Below are 26,686 nucleotides of genomic sequence, written 5' to 3'. Positions count from 1 at the left end.
GGGAAGCAGCTTCGCGGCTTGTCGACCGCCTCTCAGGCCAGGCGGAGGAGGGCGATGGCTGCTCGGGGACAGTCGTTCAGCGGGATGCGCGGTCTTGCCGCTGTCCCGTCGTACGTCGTCATGCAGCCCACCACCCTGTGCAACCTCGACTGCGCGTACTGCTACCTGCCGTTCCGGGCCGCCGACCGGCGGATGCCGGTGTCGGTGGCCGAGGCGGTGGCGACGGCGGTCAACCCGTGGGCGGCGGCCGGTCGGTTCTCCGTGGTGTGGCACGGCGGTGAGCCGTTGGCGGCGGGCAGGGAGCATTTCGCCGACCTGATCGCGCCGTTCGGCCCCGAGGTCGAGCACCACGTGCAGACCAACGCCACGTTGATCGACGACGACTGGTGTGACTTCTTCGCCCGGCACGAGGTGCGGGTGAGCGTGAGCGTCGACGGTCCCCGGGAGCGCAACGGCGACCGGGTCAACCGGGGCGGCCAGCCAGCGTACGACCGGATTCTGCGCGGGGTCGCGGCGCTGCGCCGGCACGGGCTGCCCTTCTCGGCGCTCGCCGTGGTGTCCCGTCCGGAGGCGGGGCTCGCCGCCGAGTTGTACGACTACTTCCTCGGGCTGGGCTGCGACGTGTTGGGCATCAACATCGAGGAGACCGAGGGGGTCAACACCCGCGACAACCGGCACGAGGCGGCGGCGGTGACCACCTTCTGGGCCGAGCTGGTGGCGGCCTGGCGTCGGGAGCCCCGGATCCACCTTCGTGAGATCGAGTGGTCGCTGCGGTATGCGGCGGCGGTGCTCGACAACTCGGCGGACAGCGTGCTGCCCCGCCGACTGGACCCGATCCCGACGATCGGGCACGACGGCTCGGTGACCGTGCTCTCGCCCGAGCTGGCCGGTTTCACCGACCCCCACTACGGCGACTTCAGCAGCGGCAACGTGCTGACGACCCCGCTGGCCGAGATTCTCGCCGGTGCCGCGGAGACGCCGTGGGTGGGCGAGTTCCTGACCGGGGTGGAGGCATGCCGGGCGTCCTGCCCGTACTTCGGCTTCTGTGGCGGCGGCCACGCCGCCAACCGTTACTTCGAGCTGGGGCGTTTTGACGGTACGGAGACCGAGCACTGCCGCAACAGCAAGATCCGCCTATTGGAGGGAGTGTTGGAGCATGCCCGAGACCACGAGTCACCGGTTGCCTGAGCGCGGAGCGGATGACGCTCCTGGCGGAGTCACCGAGCGGGTTCGGGAGGTGGCCCCGGGGCTCCTCGCGCTCCTACAGGAGGCCGAGGACGCGCGGCGGCTGCGGGCAGAGGTGTCGGGCGGGGACGGCGCCAGCGCGGTCTGCGCCTGGAACCACTTCGAGAACATCCCGACCTTCTACAACTGGAACAACCGACCGCGCTGAGTGCGACCGCGGTCAGGGGCCTGTCGAACGGCTGGAGAGATCTCCCGCCGGGCCAGGCCCCCGATCGTCGGCACCGGTACCGCTCTCGACGGGCACATGCGTGAGCACGCGGGGGTCACCGCGTGCTCAGCTACGTCGAAAGGTCAGCGGGTCGGACGAACCCAGGGATCCGGGTCGTCGTCCGCATGATCCTCATCATCGTCGTCGACGAGCTCTTTAGAGTCGTCGTCGAAGTGGTGCTCAGACTTACCAGCACCCGCCAGTTCGCGCTGCAAGGCGGTGAGGTCGGTGTTCGGGGAGTGGTACTTCAACTCCCGGGCCACCTTTGTCTGCTTGGCCTTAGCACGGCCGCGCCCCATGGCTCGACCCCCTCGCACAGAATGCGGGGCAGCCCGAAGGCGGGCCCCGATGACGTCAGGCATCTCTCGTGGCTCTTACGGTACATGGGGATGCCATCGTTCGGCACCTCGGGTTACCGCCAGCCGGCTCTGCGCGTCGCGTCGATCCGGCCGTCACCCAGTGTACCCGGTAAGGAGCGAAACGAAGACCACCCATGACACCGGACAAAACGCACGAAACTGAAACTCGGTCTCAGCTTACCGAGCGGGGTGTGCGGCGTGTGGCCCGGAGGCGGATCCGGTCGATCCGCCCCCGGTGAGTGCTCAACGCAGGTGGATCGTTCGCAACCGGCCGACATCGGCCATCCGTCGCTCGGCCAGTCGGTCGGCGGCAACGGCCGGAGGAACACCCTCGGCATCCGCCAGGTGCAGGATCTCCCGCGTGGTGTCGAAGATCCGGGTGGCCCGCAGCTTCGCACGGTCGAAGTTGAAGCCCTCGATCTCGTCCGCCACCTGGATCACGCCGCCGGCGTTGACCACGTAGTCGGGGGTGTAGAGGATGCCCCGGTCGGCGAGCACCTTCTCGATGCCCGGGTGGGCGAGCTGGTTGTTGGCCGCCCCGGTCACCACCTTGGCCCGCAGCACCGGCACGGTGTCGTCGTTCAGCGCGCCGCCCAGCGCGCACGGGGCGTACACGTCGATGTCCGCGGCGACCAGCGCGGCGGCGTCGTCCACCAGGGCGACCTGCGGGTGGTTGGTGCGCACCCACTCCAGCGCCTTCGGGTTGACGTCGGTGGCCACCACCTCCGCGCCGTCCTCCAGGAGGTGTCCGGTCAGGTACTTGCCGACCTTGCCCAGGCCGGCCACGCCGACCCGGCGGCCGCGCAGGCTCGGCGTGCCCCAGACGTGCTCGGCGGCGGCCCGCATGCCCTGGAAGACGCCCCAGGCGGTCAGGATCGAGGAGTCGCCCGCGCCGCCGTGCTCCACGCTGCGGCCGGTCACGTAGCGGGTCTCCCGGGCGATGACGTCCATGTCGGCCACGTAGGTGCCGACGTCGCAGGCGGTGTAGTAACGCCCGGCCAACGACTCCACGAACCGGCCGTACGCGCGCAGCAGCGCCTCGCTCTTGACCTGCTCGGGGTCACCCCAGATGACCGCCTTGCCGCCGCCCAGGTCCAGCCCGGCGAGCGCGTTCTTGTAGGCCATTCCCCGCGACAGGTCGAGCACGTCGGCGAGCGCGTCGTCCTCGCTGGCGTACGGGTAGAAGCGGGTGCCGCCCAGCGCCGGCCCCAGCGCGGTGGAGTAGATCCCGATGATCGCCTTCAGGCCGCTCTGCTTGTCCTGGCAGAACACGACCTGTTCGTGACCGGTCGATACCGGGTCGTCGGTGCTCGCGAATACGCCCATGACTGGCTCCTGGAGTGGTGTGCGTCCTTGTGGGACGCGGACCTGGTGGACCCCGGCGGGGATGCTGCCGGTGCCGTCGAGCCTAGTATCGGCCTTGGTGAGGGCGTCCGACACGTCGCCGCCGTCCCACCGTGCGGCGCGCGTGGCGCGGCCGCTGGCGGTGCCCGGGTGCCGTTCGTGGGAGGATCGCGCCGTGCCGTCGCTCTTCGCTTCTTACCTGCGCGTGTACGAACCGCTGACCGCCTTCGATCGGGACCGCCAGAGCTACTGGCGGCGCTACGTGTCGGAGGGGCGGGCGGTCGCCCCGGTGGAGGGTCCCGGCCGGCAGCGGACGGCGGTGATCGAGGCGTTGGGCGCGGGCTGGACCCGGCTTCCCGACCTGCCGGAGGAGGCGTACGTCCTGGAGACGGACGACAACCTGCTGGTCTGCCCCTGGAACCTGCGGATCCGGGTCGCTGAGGCGGCGCTCAGCGCCCGGGACGGGGTGCCCTCGGTGCTCGCCGACGCCTTCGTGCCGCCGGTGCTCGCCGGGCAGGCCAGGGCCGTGGTGGACGACTGGCGCAGTGGCGCCCGGGTGCTGGAGCACGGGGTGCCCCGGGTGCACGAGCAGATCGCCACCTGGGGGGTGCCGCTGCGCTGGTTCGTGCTCTTCGACCCGTCCGAGCGTGACCTGGTCACCGAGCCGGGCCGGCGGGCGTTGCGCTACCGGACCGAGATCTCCAAGGCCCGCCGCCGCTCGTCGCGCGCGCTGTCGGTGCTGCGCAAGTCGGTGGGCGAGGCGCCGATCACCGAGGCCGTGGAGGAAGCGGCCCGCTGGCTGGAGGAGTTCCACCCGCGCTCGGTGGTGGAGTTGGACTACGGCGGCCTGGTCGACCTGCTTCCGGACGAGACGCTGACCGCGGACGACTCACCCGAGCTTGTCGCCAGTGGTCTCGCCGGACTGTCGCGCGGCGAGGCCGAGGAGGCGTCCGCCGCGTACGACAAACTGGTGGCCCGGTGGCGCGCCGTGCAGCTGCTCGAGCGGTGTAATTAGCGCAAACCGCCCAAGGAGCGCTCCCAAGGCGAGGCGTGCTCGTAATCGACGCATCACGAACCGTGATCATGAGTCCTATTAAGGTACTTTCTGCTGTGTAAAAGTCGTAAAAATCGGGCATGGTTCATCCGTCCGTCTAGGGACCTTCATCCGTTCGGCCCATGTCGGACATCGGGGACTAGCCGGACCATGGGAGACGCGTCGGCCGGCGGGACCCCGGCCGATGTCTATACATGTGGAGGAGTGACCGATGGCATCGCGAACGCACGAACCAGAGCCGCTACTCACGCCGGCCGAGGTGGCGTCGATGTTCCGTGTCGACCCGAAGACGGTGACCCGGTGGGCCAAGGCTGGCAAGCTCAGCGCCATCCGCACCCTGGGTGGCCACCGACGGTACCGCGAGTCGGAGGTCAGGGCGCTGTTGCAGGGCCAGATCCCGCAGCAGCGGCAGGGCGACTGAGCCGGCACCAGATTTTCCGGTCAGGGGCGGTGGATCTCGATCCGCCGCCCCTTTCCCTGTCCGACCCTCGTCGCCCGCGCCGGGCCGTCAGTCGCGACCGTCGGCCAGCGTCACCCGGATGCCCACCGTGCCGCCCTCGCCCCGGCGCAGCCGACTGCCGAGCAGGCTCAGCCGCCCGATCAGCCGGTACTTGTGTTTGAGCAGGTCGCGAACCCGGCCCGTGTCGCCGCCACCGTAGATCGTCGCGCGGGCGGGCACCTCCGCACCGTGCGGCCGGCCCCGCACGTCGCACGGCGCCACGGTCACGTCGCCGTTGCGGCGGATGCGTTTCACCTTGCCGGAGTCGGCCCGCGTCCAGACCGCCAACGCCTCACCGTCGCGTACCGCCCAGACCGGGGTCGGCACCGCCCGACCGTCCTTACGGAAGGTCGTGAGCAGGATGTATTTTTCGGCCGACAGCCGGTCCAGCGTGGTCACGCCGCCAGGATACGGCCGCTGCGGGCCGCTGAGTGCCCGGATAGCGTGAACGCCGTGACAGGGGAACCTCTAATTGGTGACGTGGTCGGCGAACTGCTCCGGGACACGCTCGCCGTGGCCACCGGCGTGGGGCCCCGACCGCTCGTCGGCGGGCGACTGCCCCGGCCGGTCATCGAGATCATCGAGCGGGACGACGGGTTGGTCAACGGTGCGCCGGCGGCCCACTACCTGGACCCGCCGGCCGACTGGCAGCCGTACGACCACCGGGCCGTGGACCGCGCCGAGGGCGAGACGCTGGACATCGGCACCGGTGCCGGCCGCATCGCACTGCTGCTCCAGGAACGCGGCGTACCGGTCACCGGGCTCGACACCTCGGCGGGCGCGCTGGCGGTGAGCCGGCACCGCGGGGTCCGGCGCCTGGTCCACGGCACCGTCGACACGCACGTCGCCGACGGCCAGCGGTACGACACGTTCCTGCTGCTCGGCAACAACCTGGGCCTGTTCGAGGGGCGGGAGCGGGCACCCGGTCTCCTGGCCGCGCTCGCCGCGCTGGCCCGGCCGGGGGCGCAGATCATCGCGCACGGGACCGACCCGTACGGCACCCGCGACCCGCTGCACACCGGTTACCACGAGCGCAACCGCCGCCGAGGCCGGCTGGGCGGCCAGCTGCGGCTCCGGCTGCGCTACCGCGAGCTGGGCACCGAGTGGTTCGACTACCTGGTCTGCTCGGCGGACGAGTTCGCGAGCCTGGTGCACGGCAGTGGCTGGAAACTGACCGATGTGGACGACCGGGACGCCCCGTACTATCTGGCCACGCTGCGCCTCGCGGCCTGAGCGCCCACCCTCATCGCGCGAGGAGACGGCCCCTGTCGCGCCTCGGGCGACAACAGGGGCCCATCCGCACGACTCAGACCTGGACGGTCGGGGGAAGCTGCTCGGGTGGAAGGCCGCCGTCGCCGTCGACCACCTCGTCCGGGGTGCCGTCCTCGTCGAGGTCGACCATGGTGATGTCCACCTTGCCGTCGCCGTCGGTGTCGAACTGGAACAGGTCGGCCTTGCCGTCGCCGTCGGTGTCCACCACCCACACGTCGGTCTTGCCGTCGTTGTTGGTGTCGGCGCGCAGCAGCTCGACCCGCTCGTCGCCCCGGGTCTCCACGATCTCCCCGTCGGTGACGCTTTCCGGTGCCTGGCTCATGTCGACTGGTTCCTTCCCTCGGTTGACGGGCCGTCAGTACCCGATCCCGCGCTCCCCCACGCATGGGAGACCTCGGCGTGCTGCATAGGGTCGCACCATGAGCGAGCGGAGCGGGCGGAACACCCGGGCCGGCGTGGCGGGGACCCCGCGCGCCGCCGGGCGGGACAGGGAGGCGTGATGAGCGATCGTTTCGTGGTCGTCGGTGCCGGCACGATGGGCGTCGGCATCGCGTACGTGGCGGCCGGGGCCGGGTACGACGTCGAGGTGGTCGAGGTGGATCCCGACCGGGGAGCGACCGCGCTGAATCGTCTCGCCGAGCTGTGGGAGCGGGCGGTGCAGCGCGGAAAGCTGAGCGCCGACGAGGCCGCCACGAACCGGCTGCGGGTGACCCTGCGCCCGACTCTCGCCGAGGTCGCCCCCGCGCCGACGGTGATCGTGGAGGCGGTGCCGGAACGGCTCGAGGAGAAACGGGCGGTGCTGCGCGCCGCCGCCGCGCTGCGCCCGGCACTGCTGGGCAGCAACACGTCCAGCATCGCCATCGGCGAACTGGCTGCCGATCTGGACCAGCCGGAGCGCTTCCTCGGCCTGCACTTCTTCAACCCGGTCTGGGCGATGACGCTGCTGGAGGTCGTGGTCGGCCCGGCCACCGCCGAGGAGACCACCGCAGCGGCCGTCGCGCTCGCCGGCCGGTTGGGCAAGGACCCCGTCGTGGTACGCGACCTGCCCGGCTTCGCCACCTCCCGGCTCGGGGTCACCCTCGGCCTGGAGGCGATCCGGATGGTCGCCGACGAGGTGGCCAGCCCGTCGGACATCGACAAGGCGATGGTGCTGGGCTACCGGCACCCGATCGGTCCGCTGGAGCTGACCGATCTCGTCGGCCTGGACGTGCGACTGGACATCGCCCGCACCCTTCAGGCCGCGTACGGGGACCGCTTCGCGCCGCCGCCGCTGCTCGAGGAGATGGTGGCCGCCGGGCGGCTGGGCAAGAAGTCCGGGCACGGCTTCTACCGGTGGGATGCCGGGGTCAAGCGGTGAGCGCGAGGAGTGAGCTCGCGAGCCCCGCAGTCGCGAACGGAGGGTTGGCGCAGTGAGTGGGCTACGGATCGAGGAGCGACCGGACCGGCTGGTGGTCACGCTGGACCGGCCGGAGAAGCGCAACGCCATCGACACCGACCTGGTCGCCGAGCTGCACCAGGTCTGCGCCGAGCTGGAGGCGCGCCCCCGACTGCTGCTGCTCACCGGTGGCGCGGAGGGCATCTTCGCCGGTGGCGCCGACATCGGTCAGCTCCGCGAGCGGGGCCGCACCGATGCCCTGGCCGCGATCAACTCGGCCGCCTTCGCCCGGATCCGGGCGCTGCCGATGCCGAGTGTGGCCGCCGTCGACGGCCCGGCGTTGGGCGGTGGCGCGGAGCTGGCGTACGCCTGCGATCTGCGGGTCTGCACGGCGCGGGCGGTGTTCGGTCAGCCGGAGGTGCGGTTGGGCATTCTGGCCGGCGCCGGCGCGACCCATCGGCTGCCCGCCCTGATCGGGGAGGCCCGGGCCAAGGAGCTGCTCTTCACCGCTCGGCGGGTGGACGCCGCGGAGGCGCTGCGGATCGGCCTGGTCAACCGGGTGGTGGACGAGCCCGCCGAGTTGCTGACGGTGGCGCACGGGTTGCTGGACGAGATGGCCGAGGCTTCTCCGCTGGCGCTGCGGCTGACCAAGCTGGCGGTCGACGCACCGGCCGCCGCGCACCCGCAGCTCGATCTGGTCGGTCAGGCGGTGCTCTTCGAGGACGACGAGAAGCGCCGCCGGATGACCGAGTTCCTGGACCGCCGACGGACCCGTTGACCCGGAACGGCGACGGCCGCACCGGCGGGACGCCGGTGCGGCCGTCAAGGCCCGCGGTCGGTGCTCAGTGTCGGATCTGGACTCCGCTGTCGGCCAGTGCCCGGATCACCTGCGCGGACTCACCGAACCCGATGATCAGCACGGCGTCCGCACCGAAGCTCTTGATCTCCTTGGCGCCGCCGCTGAAATCCACCGGCGGGGCCTTGGCGTCGGCCGGCGGCTCGTAGGTGAGCAACTTGAGCCGGTCGCCGGCGATGCCGGCCTTCTCCAGCTCGTCACGGACGGTGGCCTGGAGGCCCTCGCCGTAGGAGTCCTTGCGGGCCACGATGACGATCTTCTGCGACCCGTCGCGGAGGATGACGTCGGCCAGCGCCCGGCCCTGCAGGCTGTCCGGCGGGGCGGTGCGGAAGTAGAGACCCTTGTCCTCCACGTCGGTGAGGCCGCTGTCGGTGTTGGACGGCGAGAAGAGGATCCTTCCGGCCTTCACCACGTCCGGCAGGACCTCGCGGGAGATGCCCGATCCGCCAGCGCCGATGATCACGCTGACGCCGGCCGCCACATGCTTGGCCACGGTCGCCTTGGCCACCGCGGGGCTGGTGCCGTCGTCACCGTCCACCCAGGTGACAGGCTTGCCCAGCGCGCCGCCAGCGGCGTTGATCTCCCGAATCGCCAGGGTCGCGCCAGCGGCCATCGGCGGGTACGCGAGCGCCAGGTCACCGGTCTTCGGAAGCAGGCCGCCCACGATCAGCGGCTCCTGGTCGGGGTTGCCGCCCGCAGGCTGCTTCTTCGGCTTCGGCGGCGTCTTGGTGCTCGCCGCCGACTCGCTACCCGCCCCGACGAACTCGGTCTTGCCGTCGTCGATCTGCTGGCCGTCGAAGGTCAACGTGGCGTAGCTCGCCGTGGCCGGCTCACCCTTGTCGGTGAAGCCCGCCCGGGTCAGCGACACGCTGCGGTACTCGATGTCCTGGCCCGCGCGGGCCAGCGTCAGGCAGGTCGCCGGGTCCTCACAACGCTGACCGTTGTTGGTCACCCCGACGATCTGCTTGGCGATGGCCGCCGGGTCGGTGCTCCCGGCCAACTGGGCGGCGAGCACCGCGATCACCACGGAGTCGTACGTCTCGGCGGAGTAGAGGTAGTCCGTCAGCGCCGGGTCGACGGCCCGTAGCCGGCTCTTGAAGTCGTCCGGCAGCGGGGTGAGCGGGGTTGTCCCCTTCATCCCGTCGACGAGGTTCGCGCGTTCCTTCAACTCCGCAGGGTACGAGTTGAGCATGTTGCCGTCCGTGCCGTAGAGGCGCACCTGTTGAGCGCTGCCCTCCTCGGCTTTGTCAGTCCCGCAAGCGCTCGTGGCGAGCAGGATCGTCGCGCAGGCAGCCAGTGAGGCCACCCGCGAGCGGCGTGATACGAGCATGGTCGTCCTTCCTCCGGCGAAGGTCCGCTGCGCACATTAGCGTGCCGCGGCCGGTGGCGGGACCGTGGAGGTGGCCGAATGCGCAGGTCGCCCGTGCTGAACACGGAGAGTGACGGGTGGGGTCGGCCTTGACCGACCGTCCTACTGTGCGCTGGGTGACGGACCTACCACAGCAAACGTTCGACGACGCAGCCGCCGTGCTCCGCTCGGCGCTGGCCGGGGATGGGGACGCGGTGGTGGGGACATTCGACGCGGTCGTCGACCGAGCCGGCCTGAGCGGCGCGTACGGGGTCGCCTGGTGCCTGGCCGCGACGATGCTCGGTGACGCACCGTCGAGCAGTGGGTGTGCGCTGGACTTCCCGGGGATCGACCAGGCTGGCTACGACACCCGCTGGGTGGCGCGCTTCGTCAGCGCCTACGCCAACCGGGACGTACCGACCGGGGAGGCGCTCTTCGGTGCGGCGGCCGCCGACGGACTGCTCCCCGACTGCCTGCTCACCCTCGCCGGCTCCACGATCGCCACCCTGCGCAGCCGGTCCGGCTGAAGGACACCGCCCGGGCGCGGTGCACCGGAGCCGGCCCACCACGCCCGGTCGGGCACCTCAGAACGCGTGGTACGCGATCAGCGGCTCGTACTCGTAGCGCAGGTTGTCGAAGGCGACCCGGAAGTTGACACCGTCACGGACGTTGGTCGCCACCGTGATCCACCCCGAGTTGGCCGGCAGGTACGTCAGGTAGTTGCAGGCATCCGTCTTGTCGACGAAGATCACGCACGCTTCGGTGCCGTACGCGCTGGCGTTGCGGACGTTGATGTCGCGGCATCGGGGGCTGGCTCGGAAGGGGCCGGCCTGGCCGCCGTAGCCGCCGGTCTGGAAGAACGATCGGACGGCACCGCCGTAGCAGGTGGCCAGGGGGGCGAAGAGGTTCGTCCCGGGACCGGCCGGGGTGACCGGTGTGGTCTCCTCGGCCCGGGCGGGCGTGCCGGCGAAGAGCAGTGCGGTGGCCGTGGCGACGGCGAACAGTCGAGCGGTCGGGGATGACATGGGTGCCTCCTGAAGACAGGTGACTGACGGTCCGTATAGGACGGAGAAGCCGATCGTGACGATGATACTGATCGATCAACAGCAGTGTGGCCCCGTGTTTGTCCGGGGTGTGTGATAGCTGTGTAGACATGTCCGAGGCCATGCTCAGCAAGGTGCGCAAGCTGCTGGCCCAGGCCGAGGACCCGGCCTGCACACCCGCCGAGTCGGCCGCGTTCACCGCCAAGGCCACCGAGTTGATCGCCCGCTACGGCGTCGACCGGGCGCTGCTCGCCGCCAGAGACCCGGCCACCGACCCGGTCGGTGACCGGGTGGTCGACGTCGTCGCCCCGTACGCCCGCGACAAGGTCGGCCTGCTCGCCGCGGTCGCCGAACCGCTGCGCTGCCGCTGCGTACGCCGCCGGCAGGGTGCCGGGTTCGTGCTGCACCTGTTCGGCTTCGCCAGCGACCTGGAGCGGGTCGACCTGCTCTTCACCTCGCTGCTCGTGCAGGCGGCGCACGGCCTGGCCGGCACGGCGGTGCCGGCCGGTGAGCACCCGGCAGCCTTTCATCGGTCCTGGCTCGCCGGCTTCGCGGAGGTCATCGGGGGCCGGCTCTGGGCGGCCGAGACGGCGGCGGCCGACGAGTCGGGCAGACCGTCGGTGGCGCTGGTGCTGGCCGACCGCTCCGACCGGGTGCAGCGGCGGCTCGCCGAGCAGTACCCGCGGCTGCGCACCGCACCGCCGCGCCGACTGGCCGGCAGCGGCTTCGGCCCTGGGGCGGAGGCCGGCAGCCGCGCGGACCTGGGCGGCCGGGACGTCGCCGGCGGCCCGGCCACGGGCCGGTACCTCGGCCGCTGACTCGCCCGCGACGTCGGTCAGGCGGGCGCGGCGGGTTTTTGGCGCGACACGGTGGCGAGGTAGCGGGTGAGCAACTCGTGCCAGCCGGCGGTCAGCGCCTTGCGGTAGCCCTCGGCCGCCTCGCCGTGCCTGTCGAAGTGCCGGTGTTCCAACTCGACCCGCGTGCGCTCGGGACCGTCGGGGAGGAAGAGCACCTCGACCTCGCTGGCGCGGGCCGGGTCGGGCACCGGCACCCGGTCCGGGCCGAGCTGCCAGGCGAAGACCAGCCGGCGTGGCGGGTCCCAGGTGAGCACCCGGCCCCAGTCGGCCCGGAAGCCGTAGGGGCCGATCTCGTAGAGCATGCCGCCGGCTCGGGGTTCCATACCGAGCTCGGCGAGGGCCTCCGGCCCGGACCAGGTGTACTCGGTGACCCACCAGTCGGTCAGCTCGTCGGTGAAGACCGCGAACGCGTGCTCGGCTTTGCCCGGGACGAGGAGGCTGCACCGCAAGGAGAACCGTTCCAGGTCCTGCCGGATGTCGGCCGGATCAGTCATCCCCTGTCCCATAGGCCCGGACCATACCGGCTGATGCCCGGGTGTGCAGCTTCGCGAGGTGCCCGGTTCCGGACAGCGGGTCGCCGGGTGGTCACGGACCGATGTTCGGCACCGGGTCTGCCCAGCGGCGTGTCCTCGCCTCGGCGGTGATCATCGAGGTGCGCCTTGAGCGCAGCCTGGTACGCAGCCTGCCCTGCCTCGTCAGCCGGTCCGCCGGACCAGCGGTGTGACCAGTCGGAGTGGTGCAGACCCTCGTCCCCCTTGTGGATGCTGGCCATCGTCATCGTGTCCACGCCACGAACCGCTCGTACAACTCGGCCGGCGGGGTGGCGGGCAGTTCTGCGGTGGCCGCGAACAGCAGACCACCGACGTACATGGACAGACCGACTCTGTCCCGTCCGTACGCCTCGGCCAGACGTACACGCGCCGGATCGCACGGCCAGTCCCGCTCGCACGTCCGGCACTCCCAGCTCGGCCGTCGCGGCAGGTGGTCACCGTTCAGTCGCCGGTCAAGCGCGGCGACCGAGCGGTCGGCTTGGATGGCGCGGGCCGCCCGTACGGTGGTCGGCACGTCGGGCATCACCGAGTTGTCCTGCCGTCACGGTGCTCGCTGCCCAAAGCGCAACGAGGGGGCAGAGCGGTAGCCCGAACAGGCATCGTGGATTCCTTTCGCGAGGACCGATGCACCGGCCTCGACGGGTGCCAGCCCGTCGAGGCCTCTTTCTCACCAGATTGTCTTGGGACAATGGCGCGAGGATAGTGTGGGGACAATCTAACGGAGAGTCAAGGATTGTCCTGGGACAATCGCGAGAGGAGGCATTGACGTGCCGGTGCACTCGCGTTATCTGGACATCGCGTCCCTGATCCGAGAGCGGATCGAAGCCGGGGAGTGGAAGCCGGGAGCGCGGCTTCCGACCCTCAACGACCTCGCAGCCGAGTACGACGCCAACCGCGACACCGTCGGTCGGGCCATCGCCCTGCTGGAGACGGAGGGCTACCTGTGGGCCGTGCAGGGGCGGGGCATCGCCGTTCGGTACGGCACCATGCGCCCACGTCGACCCCGTGGTGACCTGGTCAAGCGCAACGAGCAAGCAACGGGCTACTCATTTCCCTCGGCCAGCAGCCAGGAGGTGTGGGTTCGCCACGGCGAGGCGGTCAACGCGTCAGCCCAACTGGACGATCCGCGCGTCGCGAAACTTCTCGGCGTAGCGCCCGGCACCGAGGTGCTGCGCCGGTTCCGGGTCACCGGGCCGGCGTCGGAAGCCCCATTCCAGATCAACATCTCGTGGATCCACCCGCGCGTCGCCAACGTCGTTGCGGACCTGGACGCGAACCCCGCAGCGGGCGAGTGGCTGTTCCACATCGAGAAGGCGGGCCACTGGCCCATCAGTTGGATGGAGATTCACCGAGCCCGGATGCCCAGCAGGGACGAAGCCGCGCTCCTGGAGATCCCCACCAACCTGCCCGTACTGGAGATCGTGCGGGTCGGAACCTCGGGGGCCGACAAGAAGCCGGTCGAGGTGACCCAGTACGTAGTGGCGAGTGACCGGGTCGAGACAGTTCACGTTCTGCACCGCGACAAGAACGCCCAGGAGCCGTGGCCCGACACCGGACCGCGAGGTGAGTCGTGACCCTCACCGTCGAAGCCGCCAGCCGGACACACCAGGGCCTCGTTCGCAAGCGGAACGAGGACTCCCACAGCCAAGGGCAGTGGCTCTACGTCGTCGCAGACGGTCTCGGCGGCCACATCGCCGGTGACGTCGCCAGCAGCACAGTGACAGGTGCCTTGAAGGCGTACGACCGTGCTGTGCCGGCGGAGGATCTTGCCGGCTTCCTGGGACGGGCGATCAACCAAGCGAGCGAGGCATTACGGCGGAAGACTCGCGACGAACCGGCGCTGGCAGGGATGGGAACAACATTGGTCGCCTTGCTGCGGTCCGGCAGCGATGCGGTCGTGGCAAACGTTGGGGACTCCCGCGCCTACCTCATCCGACGCCACGGCTCCGGGGACGGTGCCATGGTCCAGATCAGCGAGGATCACACCTACGGGCACCTCGTCGCCGACGCTGAGAAGGTGCCCAACCTCCACGAGAGGCTGGCTCGCTTCCTCGACGGACGGGAAGATGGCCGGTCGCCCGACCTGACGCCTCTCCAGCTTCTTTCCGGCGACCGAGTCCTGTTGTGCTCTGACGGCCTGAGTTCGTACGTGCCACACGAGCAGATACGAGCAGCGCTCGACTCCGACAGCACTCCGGGTGATGTGGCCGACCAACTCGTCGCCCTGGCGGTGGACCAGGGCGGGCACGACAACGTCACCGTGATCGTCATTGACGTGACCTAGCGCGCCGAGGTGGATCTTCTGGCTGGCGATGACGAGGGCGCCGCGGCTGCCGCCGCGCCGGCCAGCCGATGATCGTGGTGGCACGAACACAAAGCAAGATCCCCACCTGCGTTTCCGCTGGTGGGGATCTCTGTAGCCCGGCGAAAGGCTATGTGGCCAGGGGCGGGGTCGAACCGCCGACCTTCCGATTTTCAGTCGGACGCTCGTACCAACTGAGCTACCTGGCCATTCCGCTCGGCTCATGCTACCCGCCAACCGGACGAACCGTCGGCAGGGTCACACGCTCCGATACGCAGAACGCCGCGCAGGGCGCGGCGTCGGCGCTGCGGTCCTGACGGGACTTGAACCCGCGACCTCCGCCTTGACAGGGCGGCGAGCACTCCAACTGCTCCACAGGACCTAGCTTGTGTTGCTCCGGCTTGCGCCGGTCGTGCCCCCAACGGGATTCGAACCCGTGCTACCGCCTTGAAAGGGCGGCGTCCTGGGCCGCTAGACGATGAGGGCGGCCCCGCCATCATTGCATACTCGCAACTTCAAGCGGACTTGCTCCCATCCGGCCCCGCCGGAGGCTTGGAAAGCATACGTGATGCCTGGTCGGTCGACAAAACCGGTGTCGCTGGGGTCGAAGGGTGGCACACAACCGCAGGTCAGGGCCGTTCTAGCGGAGTCGCGTGATGCCGTAGCGGTGTTTCAGGTCGGCGATGACGCTCGGGCAGGCGGCGAGAGTCGCCGCCCGGTCGCCGCCGCCGTCGTGCAGCAGCACGATGGCACTTGGACGGGCGGCAGCATGGATCCGCTTGGCGATCGTGGCGGCGCTGGGCTTACTCCAGTCCTGGGGGTCGACGTTCCAGTGCAGTGGACGCATGCCGAGATCCTTGGCCACTGCGACCACCTCTGTCGTCCACCGGCCACCCGGTTGACGGTAGAAGCGCACCTGCGCGCCAGGGGCCGCCGCCTGGATGGCCCTGTTGGTCCGGGCCAGGTCGGCCCTGATCTCGGCGGTCGGCCGCCGGGCCAGGTCGAGGTCGTGCCGCCAACTGTGGTTGCAGAGCTGATGCCCCTCACGGACGATCCGCCGTACCAGCTCAGGGTGGCGCTGCACCTCGCGGCCGACCAGGCAGAAGGTGGCGGTCACGTGGGCCGCGCGCAGCTGGTCGAGCACCTTCGGCGTCCAGGCCGGGTTGGGCCCGTCGTCGAAGGTCAGTGCCACCTGGCCCACCCCGGTGCTGCGGCGCAGGCCGTCCGGGAGCTTGGCCGGCAGTGGCCGCAGCGGCGGTTTGGTAGGGGTGGGGCGCGGTGACGCGGTGGGTTTCGGGGTGGGTGGTGTGGTCGGTACCACAGGCTGCGGGGCGCCGACGGGTGCGATGGTCCTCTCCGGCTGCGCGCAACCGGACAGCACCAGCACCACGGCGAGGACGGACGCCAGGACGGTGCGGGCTTGCATCTGCTCGCTCCCGGGGGTCGGGGTAGGCGGATGCTCAGACGGTAGTGGACGCCGACGAGAGCCGACAGGCCGGTCAGTCCGCCCTTGACTGGTCGAGCGAGTCCCGGACCGCGGCGGCGAGCGAGACCGCCTCGGCCAGGTCGACCGGCCGCACCACCCCGGCGGGCAGCGTGTCCGCCCGCCAGCCGGGGCCCGCGGCGAGCACCAGCAGAGGTCGGCGGGGTGCGGCGAGCAGGGCGCTGAGCTGGGCTGGGTCGGCGGTGGCCCGGGTGTGCGACCAGAGCACCACGGCGGCCGGCCCGGTCCGGGCGACCGCCTCGACGAGGGCGGCCGCGGGCACCCGTGCGCCGAGCGTCCGGTAGCTGACCCCGGCCTCGGCGAGCGCGGCGGCCATCGCCTCCAGTGGCAGGCTGTGCTGTTCCTCGTCGGCGCAGGAGAGCAGGATGCGGGCCGGCCCGCTCGGCGGGGTGGCCCGGGCGGCCGTCGCGAGCGCCTCGGACACGCAGCGGCTGACCAGGTGTTCCACGTCGATCAGGGCCCCGGTGGTGGCGTGTCGTTCGCCGATGGCGGCGAGCACCGGGCGCAGCAGGTCATCCCAGGTGGCGACCACGCCGCTGGCCGCCAGGGTGTGCGCGATCGTCTCGCTGATCGCCGCCGCGTCCAGTCGCATGGCGGCCCGGGCCAGGCCGCGGGCCGCCGGGCCGGCGCGGCCCACCGGGATGGTTCCGCCACCGTCCCGGCCGGGCGTGCGGATCCGGCCACGGACGGCGGGGTCGGTGGGTAGTGGATCGGGCGCCTGGCGCGCCCAGCGGGCCGCCTCGGCGGGGCTCACCCCCTCGGCGGTGAGCCGCCGCATGATTTCGAGGCGCGCCAGGTCGGAGGGCGTGTACCGGCGGTGGTGACCCGGGATGTGCTCGCTGGGCCCGAGCCCGTAGCGCTGGTGCCAGGTGCGCAGCGTGGTGACCGCCACCCCCAGCCGGCGCGCGACGGCGCCCGCGCTCAGCGCCTCATCGGCCACCCGACCGCTCCGCCGCGTTGTCCGCCGAAGATCCGGAGGGGATCACAGCCGGACCGGACGTGCCGGACGTGGACCCAGAGGGGCGCAGGAGCCGGTTCACCACCCCGCCCAGCCAGGGCGCGTACGTCCGGGGGTCCCGGTCGAGGTCGACCTCTAGGGCGGTGGGATCGGCCCAGCGCAGCTCGGCCACCTCGTCCGGGTCGGGCAGCAGCGGGGCGCCGGGCAGGAATTCTCCCCTGAGTACGTGGTCGTACTCGAACTCGACCCGCCCGGTGGCCGGGTCCTCGGCGTAGTAGATGTAGACGCCGACCTCGGTCAGCTCGACCGGGCCGGTGCCCAACTCCTCACGTAGTCGCCGGTTGGCCGCCTCGGCGAGGGATTCACCGGGTCGGGGGTGGCCGCAGCAGGAGTTGGCCCAGCGCAGCGGGAACCGGGTCTTCACGGCGGCCCGCTGCTGCAGCAGCACCTGACCGTCCGGGTCGGTCAGCAGCACCGAGAAGGCCCGGTGCAACTGCCCTGGCGGCTGGTGGGCGGCCGCGACGGTGGCCTGGCCGCGGACGATGCCAGCGTCGTCGACGAGCTCGACGAGGTGGTCCTCGCGGCTGCTCACCGACCCTCCCCGGTGATCCGGTTGGCGGCCAGCTTGCCGGAGATCAGCACCATGGGTACGCCGACCCCGGGCTGGGTGCCGGAGCCGACGAAGACCACGTTCGACAGGCCGCGGTGCAGGTTCGACGGGCGGAACGGGCCGGTCTGGAAGAGGGTGTGCGCGGCGGCGAACGGAGTGCCGGCGGCCATTCCCTGCTCTGCCCACTCGGCGGGGGTGATGGCCTTCAGCACCTCCACACCGGCGCCGAAGCCGACGTAGCCGCGCTCCTCCAGGGTGCCGATCAGCTGGTCGCCGTAGCGACGGGTCAGGTCGCCGCGCCACTCGAACGGGGCCCGGTCGAGGTTGGGCACCGGCGCGAGCACGTAGTAGGTGTGCCGGTCCGGTGGGGCGACCGACGGGTCGGTCCGGCTCGGGTTGGTCACGAGCAGCGACGGGTCGGTCATCAGCTCACCGCGGCGGATGACCTGGTTGAACGTGCCCTCCCAGGCGCGTCCGAAGTGGATGTTGTGGTGGGCGATCTTGCTGTATCCCTGCCGGGAGCCGACGTGCAGGACGACGCAGGACGGCGAGTAGGTGAGTCGGCGCTGACGGGCCGTCGGCAGCAGGTCCCGGTAGGCGACCGGCAGGTCGGGGTTGAGCACCACGACGTCCGCCGGTACGAGCTCGCCGTCGGCGGTGAGCACGCCGGTGGCGCGGCCGTTCGCGGTCTCCACCCGGGTCACCGTGGTGTCGTAGCGGATCTGCACGCCGTGCTTCTCGGCGGCGCCGGCCATCGCCCGGGAGACCGCGTGGATGCCGCCGCGCGGGAAGTAGACCCCGGCGACCGAGTCGAGGTACGCGATGACCGTGTAGATGGCCAGCGCGTCGTGCGGGGCCAGCCCGGCGTACATCGCCTGGAAGGAGAAGATCCGCTGGGTACGCGGATCCCGGAAGAATTGGTTGATCTTCGTCTGGAGGCGGCGGAAGGCGCCGCTGGCGAGCAGCTTGAGCAGGTTTCCGGTGAGCAGGTCGGTGGGCGCGTCCAGGTTGCGCTCGATGAAGTCGGCGCGCTCCAGCCGCCACAGCTCCCGGGCGTAGTCGACGAAGCGCAGGTAGCCGTCGGCCTCGCGCGGCCCGCAGACCCGCGAGATCTCGGCCGCCATCCGGGTGGTGTCGGTCAGCACGTCCAGGGTCGAGCCGTCCGGGTAGTACGCCCGGTAGGCCGGATCGAGCGGGGTCAGGTCGAGCCAGTCGTCCAACTCCTCACCGACCGCTGCGAGTGCCTCGGCGATCAGGTCGGGCATGGTGAGCACGGTCGGGCCGGTGTCGAAGTCGTACCCGTCGGCGCTGAGCCGACCGGCCCGACCGCCCGGCACCGGCTCGCGTTCCAGCACGGTCACCTGCCGACCGCTGCCGGCCAGGTGCAGCGCGCAGGCGAGCCCTCCCAGCCCGGCACCCACGACCACCACCCGGTCGGTCCGTCCTGTCACCGTCCGCACGTCACCACCTCCTTGAGAAAGTTGCCCATCAGGCTCGCCGGTTGGTCGCGGCGACGGCCAGCCCGGTCAGCGCGGTACGGGCCGTCCGGTCCACGGGTGCGGCGTCGAGCGCGGCCAGCGCCTCACCCACCCGTTCGGCGATCATCCGCTCCACCCGGACCACCGCGCCGGTGTCGGCGACCACGTCGGCGAGCCGGTCGACCGGTCCCGCGCCCGCCCGATCCAATGCGTCGAGCTGGGCCGGTGTGGCCAGCTCCCGGGCCAGCATGAGCAGGGTGGTCGGCTTTCCGGTGCGCAGGTCGTCACCGGCCGGCTTGCCGGTGGCGGCCGGGTCGCCGTAGACGCCGAGCAGGTCGTCGCGGAGCTGGAAAGCCTCACCGACGGCCAGGCCGTAACGCGTGTACGCGGCGACCAGCGGGGCGTCGGCGGGCACCCCGGCCAGGCAGGTGCCGAAGAGCAGTGGCCGTTGGACGGTGTAGCTGGCCGTCTTGTAGCGGGCCACCCGCAGCGCCCGGTCGACCGACCAGTTGGCGGCGTCGTTCTCGCCGAGCACGTCGAGGTACTGCCCGGCGACCGTCTCCACCCGCATCTGGTCGTAGCAGCGGCGGACCTCGAACAGCCGGGCCGGCGGCACGGTGGTGTGTGCCAGCAGCCGGTCGGCCCAGACCAGGCAGAGGTCGCCGATGAGGATGGCGACAGCCTCACCGAACCGCTCCGGGTCACCGCGATGACCGGCGGCGATGTGCTGCGCGGCGAGCGCCACGTGTGCGGTGGGCCGGCCACGACGGGTGGCGGAGGCGTCCATCACGTCGTCGTGCACGAGAGCGAAGGTGTGCAGCAACTCCAGCGCGGCCAGCGCGGGCAGCACGGGTGGCAGCGGCTCGGCGCCGCCGACCGCGCCGCGCCAGCCCCAGTAGGCGAACGTCGGCCGGATCCGTTTGCCGCCGGCCAGAACGGCGTCCCGGGCGGCCGTCGCGAAGCCACCCATCGCGAGGTCGATCTCGCCGAGAGAGTCGACCTCCGCGGTGAGGAAGGAGGTCAGGGTGTCGTCCACCGCGGTGATCAGATCCTTGGTGTACGCGGCCAGCACGGCCCGGACCGGATCCTCCCCGTCCCCCGGCCGAGTCGTCGCCACGCGGGTCGCGTTACCCGCAACTGCGTCGTTGGCCATTGGCTGAGCGTACCCTAGGGTTACGAGTTGCGTCGATTGGTGCGTCGATACGTGAGGGAGGCCCCGGTGGAAACCGATCTCGCCGCTGCCTATGAGCGGTGCCGTGAGCTGCACAGACGTCATGGCCGCACCTACTATCTCGCCACCAGGCTGCTTCCCGCCTGGAAACGGCGGCATGTGCACGCTCTGTATGGATTTACGCGGTACGCCGACGAGATCGTGGACCGCACCGAGGACCTGCCACCGGCCGACCGGGCCGCCCGGCTCGACGACTGGGCCAGCCAGTTCGTGGCCGGTCTGCACGGCGCGCCGGTCGACGACCCGCTGCTGCCGGCCGTGCTGCACACGATCGCCGTCTTCGATCTCGAACGGGCCGACTTTGCGTCGTTTCTGAAGAGCATGGCGATGGATCTGACCGTCACCTCGTACCCGACCTACGACCACCTGCTCGACTACATGGAGGGCTCGGCGGCGGTCATCGGCACCATGATGCTGCCGATCCTGGGCAGCTCCGACCCGGTCGAGGCCCGGGAGCCCGCCCGGCAGCTCGGCTTCGCCTTCCAGCTCACCAACTTCATCCGGGACGTCGCCGAGGATCTCGACCGGGGCCGCACCTACCTGCCGGACGAGGACCTGGCCAAGTTCGGTGTCACCCGTGAGGAGTTGCTCGATGCCCGCGAGCGGGAGCGCGGCACACCCCGGATCCGCGAGTTGATCGAGTACGAGGTGACCCGCGCCCAGGCGCACTACGCCGCCGCCGCGCCCGGCATCACCATGCTCGCGCCTGCCTCGCAGGCCTGCATGCGCACCGCGTACGCGCTCTACGGCGGCATCCTCGACGAGGTCGCCGCCCAGGACTACGACGTCTTCGCCCGACGGGCACTCGTGCCGCAGCGCCGCCGGATGGTCGTGGCCGCCCGCGCCCTGCTCACCTCGACCGGTACCCCGGTCGCCATCCCCGGCCCGACGATCCAGCCGGTGGCCCGGTGACCGTGACCACCGCGGTCGTGCTCCTCACCCGCGACCTGCGGGTGCACGACAACCCGGCGCTGGCCACCAGTTGCGCGGCCTTCGACCGGGTGGTTCCGCTGTACGTGCTCGACCCGGCGCTGGCCGGCCTGTCGGCCAACCGCCTCCGGTTCCTGCACCAGGCCCTCGCCGAGCTGCGCACCGAGTTGCGTGACCGCGGCGGCGACCTGGTGGTGCGGCGCGGCGACCCGGTTGCCGAGACGATCCGGCTGGCCGGCCAGGTGGGTGCCACGGCCGTCGCGCTCGCCGCCGACGTCAGCCACCACGCCCGTCGCCGGGAGCGGCTGTTGCGCGCCGAGTGCGAGCGGCACCGACTGCACCTTCGTCTGTTCCCCGGGCTGACCGTCGTGGAGCCCGGCGCCTTGCGGCCCGGGGGCGGCGGCGACCACTACCGGGTGTTCAGCCCCTACCACCGCGCCTGGGCGGCGAACCGGTGGCGCGAGGAACTGGCCGCTCCGCGCCGGATCGCACTGCCGGACAAGGTGAGCGTGGGCCGGCTGCCGGCACCGCCGGCCGGGGAGTCACCGGACGCGGCGGTCGGCGGCGAGCGGGTGGCCCGGCAGCGGCTCACCGACTGGCTGCCCGACCTGGACCGGTACGGCGACCAGCACGACGACATGGCCGGCGACGACACCTCCCGGCTGAGCCCGTACCTGCGCTTCGGCTGCCTCTCCCCGCTGACGGTGGCCAACGCCGCCGGTGACCGCTCCGGGCCGTTCGTCCGGCAGATCTGCTGGCGGGACTTCTACTACCAGGTCACCGCCGCCTTTCCGGACATCTCCACCAGGGCGTACCGCAAGGGCGCCACGGAGAAGTGGCGCTACGACGACGACGCGGTGGCGGCCTGGACCGAGGGCCGGACCGGAGTGCCGATCGTGGACGCCGGAATGCGGCAGCTGCACGCGCAGGGGTGGATGCACAACCGGGCCCGACTGATCACCGGCGGCTTCCTCACCAAGCACCTCGAGCAGGACTGGCGAGCGGGAGTGCCGGTCTTCTTCCGTTGGCTGCTGGACGGGGACGTGGCCAACAACTCCGGCAACTGGCAGTGGGTCGCGGGCACCGGAAACGACACGAAGCCGTACCGGGGGTTCAACCCCGTCCGGCAGGCCGAGCGGTACGACCCGGACGGCGCCTACGTACGCCGCTGGGTGCCGGAGCTGGCGGGGGTGCAGGGCAAGGCCGCGCACCAGCCGTGGCGACTGCCCGATGAGATTCGGCGCACCCTGGACTACCCGCCCCCGATCTCCGTGCCCGGCACCGACCCGGTCTGGCTGCGCTGACCGACCGCTGCCTCAGAGCACCGCGTGCAACGCCTCGGCCAGCTCCTCCACCCGGTCGTGTTCCGCCAGGTGGGCGGTGGCGTACGCGAAGGTGTAGCCGCGCTCCGGGTCGGCCCACGCGCTGCTGCCGCCGAGGCCGCCCATGCCCCAGCTGCCGTCCGGCTCCCACTGCATGCCCAGGGTCCACCGTGCCTGGCGGTTCAACACCAGATCCGGCCCGTCGTACTGGACCCGGGTCGCCTCCGCCACCAACTCCTGGCTGAACAGCCGCACGCCGTCGAGGACACCACCGGCCAGCAGACCGCCGTAGAGCCGGGCCAGACCGGGCGCGGTGGCGTGCAGGTTGACGGCGGGCACCTCGGCGCCCCGCCAGAGCGGACTGTTCAACACGGCCAGGTCCCGACCGCCGGCCGGGTTGTCCATCGCCCGGGCCGCCAGTGACTCCGGGTCACCGAGCACCCGGGTCGGCCATCCGGGGTCCCCGTACCGCAGATCCGCGCAGCGCCGCTGGTCCGCCTCCGGCAGCCCGAAGCCGAGGTCGAGGCGCCACCGGTCGGCGATCTCCTCGGCCAGGAAACGGGCCACCGAACGGCCGTCCACCCGACGGACCAGCTCACCCACCAGGTGCCCGTACGTCCAGGCGTGCTCACCGGCCACCGAGCCCGGCGTCCACTCGGGGTCGGCGGCGGCCAGGTCGCCCGTGAGCAGCGCCCAGTCGGCGATCGCGCTGGCCGGCCGGGGCACCGGGAACGCGGGCAGCCCGGCGGTGTGCGACAGCACCTGACGTACGGTGGCCGGGGCGCGGAACTCCGCCCAGTACCTCTCGACCGGCGCGTCGAGGTCGACCCGTCCCCGGTCGACGAGCATCAGCAGGCAGAGCGCGGCCACCGGCTTGCCGACCGAGTAGACGTTGACCAGGGTGTCCGGTCGCCACGGGTCGCCGCCCGTCGAACCGGTCGGTGCGCCGCTCCCACCGCTGGTGCGGAAGCCGCCGATCAGGTCCAGCACCGGACGACCGTCGTACCAGACGGCGAGGCTGGCGCCGGACTCCCGACCGGTGGCGAGCAGATCGTGGAAGCATTCCCGGACCGGGGCGAAGCGTGCGTGCATGGCGACACCGTAGGCGGCCCGCAACGGTGAGCGCGCCGACTTTTCGGTGCACACCGGTGGCCGGAGTGCGACCGCCGGGGGATGCTGTCGGAGTGGCGGAGCCGGAAGTAGTGGATGTGGTCGTGATCGGGCTCGGCGTCGGCGGCGAGGAGGTTGCCGGGCGGCTCGCCGAGGCCGGCCTGAGCGTCGTCGGCATCGAGCGGAACCTGGTCGGCGGGGAGTGCCCCTACTGGGGCTGCATCCCGAGCAAGATGATGATCAGGGCGGCCAACGCGCTCGCCGAGGCGCGCCGGGTCGACGGGCTGGCGGGCTCGGCGCAGGTCCAACCGGACTGGGCGCCGGTGGCGAAGCGGATCCGCGAGGAGGCCACCGACACCTGGGACGACACCGTCGCGGCTGACCGGTTCACCGGCAAGGGCGGTCGGTTGGTCCGGGGCAGCGGCCGGCTCGACGGCCCGCGCCGGGTCCGCGTCGGCGACCAGGTGTTCCAGGCCCGGCACGGCATCGTGCTGAACACCGGCACCCGGCCCTCGGTGCCGCCGATCGACGGGCTGGCCGACACCCCGTACTGGACGAACCACCAGGCGATCGAGGTCGAGCAGTTGCCGGAGTCGCTGCTGGTGCTCGGCGGCGGCGCGATCGGGTTGGAGCTGGCCCAGGTCTTCGCCCGCTTCGGGGTACGGGTCACCGTGGTGGAGGCACTCGACCGGGTGCTGGCGATCGAGGAACCGGAGGCGTCCGAGGTGGCCGCCGCGGCGCTGCGCGCCGACGGCGTGGAGATCCACACCGGCGTACGCGCCGAGCGCGTCGAGCACGACGGGAGCCGGTTCACGCTGCACGGCAACGGTGGCGCGGCGTTCACCGCCGAGCGCCTGCTCGTGGTGACCGGGCGGCGGGCGCACCTGGAGGAGTTGGGGCTGGACACGGTCGGCGTGGACGCAGCGCAGCGCTACCTGACGGTGGACGACCGGTTGCGAGTCTCCGACGGCATCTGGGCGGTCGGGGACGTGACCGGCGAGGGCGCGTTCACCCACATCGCCATGTACCAGGCGGGCATCGTGATCGCCGACGTGCTCGCCCACGCCCGCGAGGCGGAGGCCGGGCCGGACGCCAGCGGGACCGCCAGCGTCGTCGGCGGCGCGATGGGCGCCGCCAGCTCGCTCGGTGCCAGCGGGTCGAGTGGCTCGGCCGGCAGTGTGCCGCGCGCCGACTACCGGGCGCTGCCCCGGGTGACCTTCACCGACCCCGAGGTCGGCGCGGTCGGGCTGACCGAGCGGCAGGCGCGTGAGCGCGGCATCAACGTGCAGGTCGGTTTCACCAAGCTCGGCAGCTCGACGCGGGGTTGGATCCACCGGGTCGGCGACGACGGGTTCATCAAGCTGATCGCGGACGCCGACCAGGGCGTGCTGATCGGCGCCACGTCTGTCGGCCCCGCCGGCGGTGAGGTGCTCTCCGCGCTGGTGGTGGCGGTGCACGCGGCGGTGCCGCTGAGCCAGCTCCGGCACATGATCTACGCCTATCCGACGTTCCACCGGGCCATCGAGGACGCGCTGCACGACCTGTCCTGACGATGACGGCCGGCTCCAGGCCCGCGCCCTGCGCTCCGCGCCCCGCGTTCTGCGCCCTGCGCCCCCGCGTTCTGCGCCCTGCGCCCCCGCGTTCTGCGCCCTGCGCCCCCGCGTTCTGCGCCCTGCGCCCCCGCGTTCTGCGCCCTGCGCCCCCGCGTTCTGCGCCCTGCGCCCCCGCGCTCTGCGCCCTGCGCCCCCGCGCTCTGCGCCCTGCGCCCCCGCGCTCTGCGCCCTGCGCCCCCGCGCTCTGCGCCCCCGCGCTCTGCGCCCCCGCGCTCTGCGCCCCCGCGCTCTGCGCTCTGCGCCCCCGCGCTCTGCGCCCCCGCGCTCTGCGCCCCCGCGCTCTGCGCTCTGCGCCCCCGCGCTCTGCGCCCCCGCGCCCTGCGCCCCCGCGCCCCGCGCCCCGCGCCCCGCGCCCCGCGCCCCGAAAAGCGTGATGCCTCTGAGGCATATTTATGCCTCAGAGGCATCACGCTCATAACAGTGACCGGCACCCCATGCCTTGATAAGCACGGCTTCGTCAGGCCGTGCAGGAAAGCCACCTCGTAGAGCCGCTGGCCTCGCGTCGACCTGGCGGAGCGAGGGCAGAATGCGGCAGAGAGCAAGCAAGTCGTCGGCAGTTTGCTGTTCATTTCTTTCATCGCGGTGACGTACGATTGCGGTCGTGACCAAGCGGTTGACAGAAGTTGCCAAGAAGGCGGGCGTCAGCGAGGCCACCGTCAGCCGGGTGCTCAACGGGCGGGACGGGGTCTCCGAGGCGACCCGGACGGCTGTGCTCACCGCGCTGGACGTGCTCGGCTACGAGCGGCCGACCAAGCTGCGCGGCGAGCGTGCCCGGCTGGTCGGTCTGGTGCTGCCCGAGTTGCAGAACCCGATCTTCCCGGCTCTCGCCGAGGTGGTCACCGGATCCCTCGCCCAACGCGGCTTCACGCCGGCGCTCTGTGCCCGCACCATCGGTGGCGTCTCCGAGATGGACTACGTGGAGATGCTCCTCGACCACCAGGTCTCCGGGGTGATCTTCGCCGGCGGCTCGTATGCGCTCGCCGACGCGAAGCATGACCACTACCGCCGGCTGACCGATCGTGGCCTTCCGGTCGTGCTGGTCAACGCGGGCGTGGACGAGCTTGGCTTTCCCCGGGTCTCCACGGACGACGCGGTGGCGGTGGAGCAGGCGTACGGGCACCTGCGCTCGCTCGGCCACGAACGGATCGGGTTGGTGCTCGGCCCGGAGGGGCACGTGCCGTCGCGGCGCAAGTTGGACGCGATGATCCAGGTGACGGGCTGGTCCGAGGACTCCGACTGCGTGGAGCGTTCCAGCTTCTCGATGGAGGGGGCGCGGGTCGCGGCCACCAAATTGGTGGAGCGGGGCGTGACCGGCATCATCTGCGCCAGCGACGTGCTGGCGCTGGGCACCATCCGGGCCGCCCGGCGGTTGGGCCGTGCGGTGCCGACCGACGTGTCGGTGGTGGGGTTCGACGATTCCGCGTTCATGACCTGCACCGACCCGCCGTTGACCACGGTGCGGCAACCCATCGAGACGATGGGGCAGGCCGCCGTCGACCTGCTGGTCACCCAGATCGAGGGGGTCGGCGTGCTGCACGACGAGCTGCTCTTCGAGCCCGAGCTCGTGGTGCGCGGGTCCACCGCGCCGGCCCCGGGCCGCTGACACCGGCTCCCCGG

29 protein-coding genes and 3 tRNA genes are annotated in these 26,686 nt (G+C 71.7%); 15 read left to right on the top strand and 17 right to left on the bottom strand.

The window, feature by feature from the left end; genetic code table 11:
* The first annotated feature begins 84 nt into the window (after nt 1–84).
* Together amcB and amcA are read left to right on the top strand one after the other, a co-directional pair.
* The gene (gene amcB, locus ACLJN9_RS07970) at nt 85–1,188 is read left to right on the top strand and encodes a cyclophane-forming radical SAM peptide maturase AmcB (RefSeq protein ID WP_410810799.1); all 1,104 of its coding nucleotides are present in this window, start codon (nt 85–87) and stop codon (nt 1,186–1,188) included.
* A complete protein-coding gene (gene amcA / locus ACLJN9_RS07965; RefSeq protein ID WP_410810447.1) occupies nt 1,157–1,393 on the top strand; it encodes a multiple cyclophane-containing RiPP AmcA in 237 nt (78 codons plus the stop codon). Before amcB ends, amcA begins: the two co-directional genes overlap by 32 nt.
* Before the next feature lie 143 nt (nt 1,394–1,536).
* Here the strand turns inward: amcA and ACLJN9_RS07960 are convergent, their stop codons facing one another.
* Entirely contained in the window at nt 1,537–1,752 is a 216-nt protein-coding gene (locus ACLJN9_RS07960; RefSeq protein ID WP_410810446.1) for a DUF3073 domain-containing protein, read from the bottom strand.
* A 303-nt stretch (nt 1,753–2,055) separates the two neighbouring features.
* Nucleotides 2,056–3,138: a Leu/Phe/Val dehydrogenase gene (locus ACLJN9_RS07955; protein WP_410810445.1), complete on the bottom strand. Its 1,083-nt coding sequence runs from the start codon at nt 3,136–3,138 to the stop codon at nt 2,056–2,058.
* A gap of 193 nt (nt 3,139–3,331) precedes the next feature.
* Between ACLJN9_RS07955 and ACLJN9_RS07950 the strand changes: the two genes are divergently transcribed.
* Together ACLJN9_RS07950 and ACLJN9_RS07945 are read left to right on the top strand one after the other, a co-directional pair.
* Nucleotides 3,332–4,171: a hypothetical protein gene (locus ACLJN9_RS07950; protein WP_410810444.1), complete on the top strand. Its 840-nt coding sequence runs from the start codon at nt 3,332–3,334 to the stop codon at nt 4,169–4,171.
* A 250-nt stretch (nt 4,172–4,421) separates the two neighbouring features.
* Nucleotides 4,422–4,631: a BldC family transcriptional regulator gene (locus ACLJN9_RS07945; protein ID WP_007073996.1), complete on the top strand. Its 210-nt coding sequence runs from the start codon at nt 4,422–4,424 to the stop codon at nt 4,629–4,631.
* Nucleotides 4,632–4,718: 87 nt separating this feature from the next.
* Here the strand turns inward: ACLJN9_RS07945 and ACLJN9_RS07940 are convergent, their stop codons facing one another.
* Nucleotides 4,719–5,108 carry a PPOX class F420-dependent oxidoreductase gene (locus tag ACLJN9_RS07940; protein WP_410810443.1) on the bottom strand — a complete coding sequence of 130 codons (390 nt, stop codon included), beginning with the start codon at nt 5,106–5,108 and terminating at the stop codon, nt 4,719–4,721.
* A 54-nt stretch (nt 5,109–5,162) separates the two neighbouring features.
* Between ACLJN9_RS07940 and ACLJN9_RS07935 the strand changes: the two genes are divergently transcribed.
* Complete coding sequence (locus tag ACLJN9_RS07935) at nt 5,163–5,942, top strand: class I SAM-dependent methyltransferase (RefSeq protein ID WP_410810442.1); 780 nt, start codon at nt 5,163–5,165, stop codon at nt 5,940–5,942.
* A gap of 73 nt (nt 5,943–6,015) precedes the next feature.
* On the opposite strand, the gene ACLJN9_RS07930 is transcribed toward ACLJN9_RS07935, so the two are convergent.
* Nucleotides 6,016–6,303 (bottom strand): hypothetical protein, encoded by a 288-nt coding sequence (locus ACLJN9_RS07930; protein WP_410810441.1) that lies wholly within the window; start codon nt 6,301–6,303, stop codon nt 6,016–6,018.
* Nucleotides 6,304–6,480: 177 nt separating this feature from the next.
* Between ACLJN9_RS07930 and ACLJN9_RS07925 the strand changes: the two genes are divergently transcribed.
* Both ACLJN9_RS07925 and ACLJN9_RS07920 read left to right on the top strand, forming a co-directional pair.
* Complete coding sequence (locus ACLJN9_RS07925) at nt 6,481–7,338, top strand: 3-hydroxyacyl-CoA dehydrogenase family protein (protein ID WP_410810440.1); 858 nt, start codon at nt 6,481–6,483, stop codon at nt 7,336–7,338.
* 52 nt (nt 7,339–7,390) lie between these two features.
* Nucleotides 7,391–8,134 carry an enoyl-CoA hydratase/isomerase family protein gene (locus ACLJN9_RS07920; RefSeq protein ID WP_410810439.1) on the top strand — a complete coding sequence of 248 codons (744 nt, stop codon included), beginning with the start codon at nt 7,391–7,393 and terminating at the stop codon, nt 8,132–8,134.
* Between the two features lie 64 nt (nt 8,135–8,198).
* Here the strand turns inward: ACLJN9_RS07920 and ACLJN9_RS07915 are convergent, their stop codons facing one another.
* Complete coding sequence (locus tag ACLJN9_RS07915) at nt 8,199–9,542, bottom strand: ABC transporter substrate-binding protein (protein WP_410810438.1); 1,344 nt, start codon at nt 9,540–9,542, stop codon at nt 8,199–8,201.
* A 155-nt stretch (nt 9,543–9,697) separates the two neighbouring features.
* Between ACLJN9_RS07915 and ACLJN9_RS07910 the strand changes: the two genes are divergently transcribed.
* Nucleotides 9,698–10,087: a hypothetical protein gene (locus ACLJN9_RS07910; protein ID WP_410810437.1), complete on the top strand. Its 390-nt coding sequence runs from the start codon at nt 9,698–9,700 to the stop codon at nt 10,085–10,087.
* Between the two features lie 57 nt (nt 10,088–10,144).
* On the opposite strand, the gene ACLJN9_RS07905 is transcribed toward ACLJN9_RS07910, so the two are convergent.
* Nucleotides 10,145–10,585: a hypothetical protein gene (locus tag ACLJN9_RS07905; RefSeq protein WP_410810436.1), complete on the bottom strand. Its 441-nt coding sequence runs from the start codon at nt 10,583–10,585 to the stop codon at nt 10,145–10,147.
* A gap of 128 nt (nt 10,586–10,713) precedes the next feature.
* Here ACLJN9_RS07905 and ACLJN9_RS07900 point away from each other — a divergent pair, with 128 nt between their 5' ends.
* On the top strand, nt 10,714–11,421 hold the full coding sequence (locus ACLJN9_RS07900; protein WP_410810435.1) for a DUF2786 domain-containing protein: 708 nt from the start codon (nt 10,714–10,716) through the stop codon (nt 11,419–11,421).
* 17 nt (nt 11,422–11,438) lie between these two features.
* Here ACLJN9_RS07900 and ACLJN9_RS07895 read toward each other — a convergent pair whose 3' ends face one another.
* Both ACLJN9_RS07895 and ACLJN9_RS07890 read right to left on the bottom strand, forming a co-directional pair.
* Nucleotides 11,439–11,966 carry an SRPBCC family protein gene (locus tag ACLJN9_RS07895; RefSeq protein WP_410810434.1) on the bottom strand — a complete coding sequence of 176 codons (528 nt, stop codon included), beginning with the start codon at nt 11,964–11,966 and terminating at the stop codon, nt 11,439–11,441.
* Nucleotides 11,967–12,234: 268 nt separating this feature from the next.
* Complete coding sequence (locus ACLJN9_RS07890) at nt 12,235–12,537, bottom strand: hypothetical protein (RefSeq protein WP_410810433.1); 303 nt, start codon at nt 12,535–12,537, stop codon at nt 12,235–12,237.
* A 241-nt stretch (nt 12,538–12,778) separates the two neighbouring features.
* Between ACLJN9_RS07890 and ACLJN9_RS07885 the strand changes: the two genes are divergently transcribed.
* The gene (locus ACLJN9_RS07885; protein ID WP_410810432.1) at nt 12,779–13,585 is read left to right on the top strand and encodes a GntR family transcriptional regulator; all 807 of its coding nucleotides are present in this window, start codon (nt 12,779–12,781) and stop codon (nt 13,583–13,585) included.
* Nucleotides 13,582–14,295 carry a PP2C family protein-serine/threonine phosphatase gene (locus ACLJN9_RS07880; RefSeq protein ID WP_410810431.1) on the top strand — a complete coding sequence of 238 codons (714 nt, stop codon included), beginning with the start codon at nt 13,582–13,584 and terminating at the stop codon, nt 14,293–14,295. Before ACLJN9_RS07885 ends, ACLJN9_RS07880 begins: the two co-directional genes overlap by 4 nt.
* 153 nt (nt 14,296–14,448) lie before the next feature.
* Here ACLJN9_RS07880 and ACLJN9_RS07875 read toward each other — a convergent pair.
* The 8 genes from ACLJN9_RS07875 to ACLJN9_RS07840 form a co-directional block, all read right to left on the bottom strand.
* A tRNA-Phe gene (locus ACLJN9_RS07875) sits at nt 14,449–14,522 on the bottom strand.
* A 99-nt stretch (nt 14,523–14,621) separates the two neighbouring features.
* Nucleotides 14,622–14,695: transfer RNA gene (locus ACLJN9_RS07870), tRNA-Asp, on the bottom strand.
* Between the two features lie 31 nt (nt 14,696–14,726).
* Nucleotides 14,727–14,799: transfer RNA gene (locus ACLJN9_RS07865), tRNA-Glu, on the bottom strand.
* A 154-nt stretch (nt 14,800–14,953) separates the two neighbouring features.
* Nucleotides 14,954–15,739, bottom strand: coding sequence for a polysaccharide deacetylase family protein (locus tag ACLJN9_RS07860; protein ID WP_410810430.1), 786 nt, complete (start codon nt 15,737–15,739; stop codon nt 14,954–14,956).
* Nucleotides 15,740–15,812: 73 nt separating this feature from the next.
* Entirely contained in the window at nt 15,813–16,757 is a 945-nt protein-coding gene (locus ACLJN9_RS07855; RefSeq protein WP_410810429.1) for a MerR family transcriptional regulator, read from the bottom strand.
* Nucleotides 16,747–17,367, bottom strand: a complete 621-nt coding sequence (gene idi / locus ACLJN9_RS07850; RefSeq protein ID WP_410810428.1) for an isopentenyl-diphosphate Delta-isomerase — start codon at nt 17,365–17,367, stop codon at nt 16,747–16,749. The genes ACLJN9_RS07855 and idi overlap by 11 nt, the downstream gene beginning before the upstream one ends.
* Nucleotides 17,364–18,845, bottom strand: a complete 1,482-nt coding sequence (gene crtI, locus ACLJN9_RS07845; protein ID WP_410810427.1) for a phytoene desaturase family protein — start codon at nt 18,843–18,845, stop codon at nt 17,364–17,366. Before crtI ends, idi begins: the two co-directional genes overlap by 4 nt.
* Before the next feature lie 28 nt (nt 18,846–18,873).
* A complete protein-coding gene (locus ACLJN9_RS07840) occupies nt 18,874–20,016 on the bottom strand; it encodes a polyprenyl synthetase family protein (RefSeq protein WP_410810426.1) in 1,143 nt (380 codons plus the stop codon).
* Between the two features lie 66 nt (nt 20,017–20,082).
* Here ACLJN9_RS07840 and ACLJN9_RS07835 point away from each other — a divergent pair, with 66 nt between their 5' ends.
* Together ACLJN9_RS07835 and ACLJN9_RS07830 are read left to right on the top strand one after the other, a co-directional pair.
* The gene (locus ACLJN9_RS07835; protein WP_410810425.1) at nt 20,083–21,006 is read left to right on the top strand and encodes a phytoene/squalene synthase family protein; all 924 of its coding nucleotides are present in this window, start codon (nt 20,083–20,085) and stop codon (nt 21,004–21,006) included.
* Nucleotides 21,003–22,328 carry a cryptochrome/photolyase family protein gene (locus ACLJN9_RS07830; RefSeq protein WP_410810424.1) on the top strand — a complete coding sequence of 442 codons (1,326 nt, stop codon included), beginning with the start codon at nt 21,003–21,005 and terminating at the stop codon, nt 22,326–22,328. Before ACLJN9_RS07835 ends, ACLJN9_RS07830 begins: the two co-directional genes overlap by 4 nt.
* Nucleotides 22,329–22,340: 12 nt before the next feature.
* Here ACLJN9_RS07830 and ACLJN9_RS07825 read toward each other — a convergent pair whose 3' ends face one another.
* On the bottom strand, nt 22,341–23,438 hold the full coding sequence (locus ACLJN9_RS07825) for a serine hydrolase domain-containing protein (protein WP_410810423.1): 1,098 nt from the start codon (nt 23,436–23,438) through the stop codon (nt 22,341–22,343).
* Between the two features lie 92 nt (nt 23,439–23,530).
* Here ACLJN9_RS07825 and ACLJN9_RS07820 point away from each other — a divergent pair, with 92 nt between their 5' ends.
* Together ACLJN9_RS07820 and ACLJN9_RS07815 are read left to right on the top strand one after the other, a co-directional pair.
* Entirely contained in the window at nt 23,531–25,006 is a 1,476-nt protein-coding gene (locus ACLJN9_RS07820; RefSeq protein WP_410810422.1) for a dihydrolipoyl dehydrogenase family protein, read from the top strand.
* A 664-nt stretch (nt 25,007–25,670) separates the two neighbouring features.
* Nucleotides 25,671–26,672 (top strand): LacI family DNA-binding transcriptional regulator, encoded by a 1,002-nt coding sequence (locus tag ACLJN9_RS07815; protein ID WP_410810421.1) that lies wholly within the window; start codon nt 25,671–25,673, stop codon nt 26,670–26,672.
* Nucleotides 26,673–26,686 lie beyond the last annotated feature (14 nt).

Origin of the sequence: Micromonospora sp. 067-2, from assembly GCF_046549295.1 — a bacterium.
In the GTDB taxonomy this organism is placed as follows: Bacteria; Actinomycetota; Actinomycetes; order Mycobacteriales; family Micromonosporaceae; genus Micromonospora.
The sequence above is the reverse complement of the archived record's forward strand: the minus strand, read 5'-3'. Positions and strand labels throughout refer to the sequence as shown.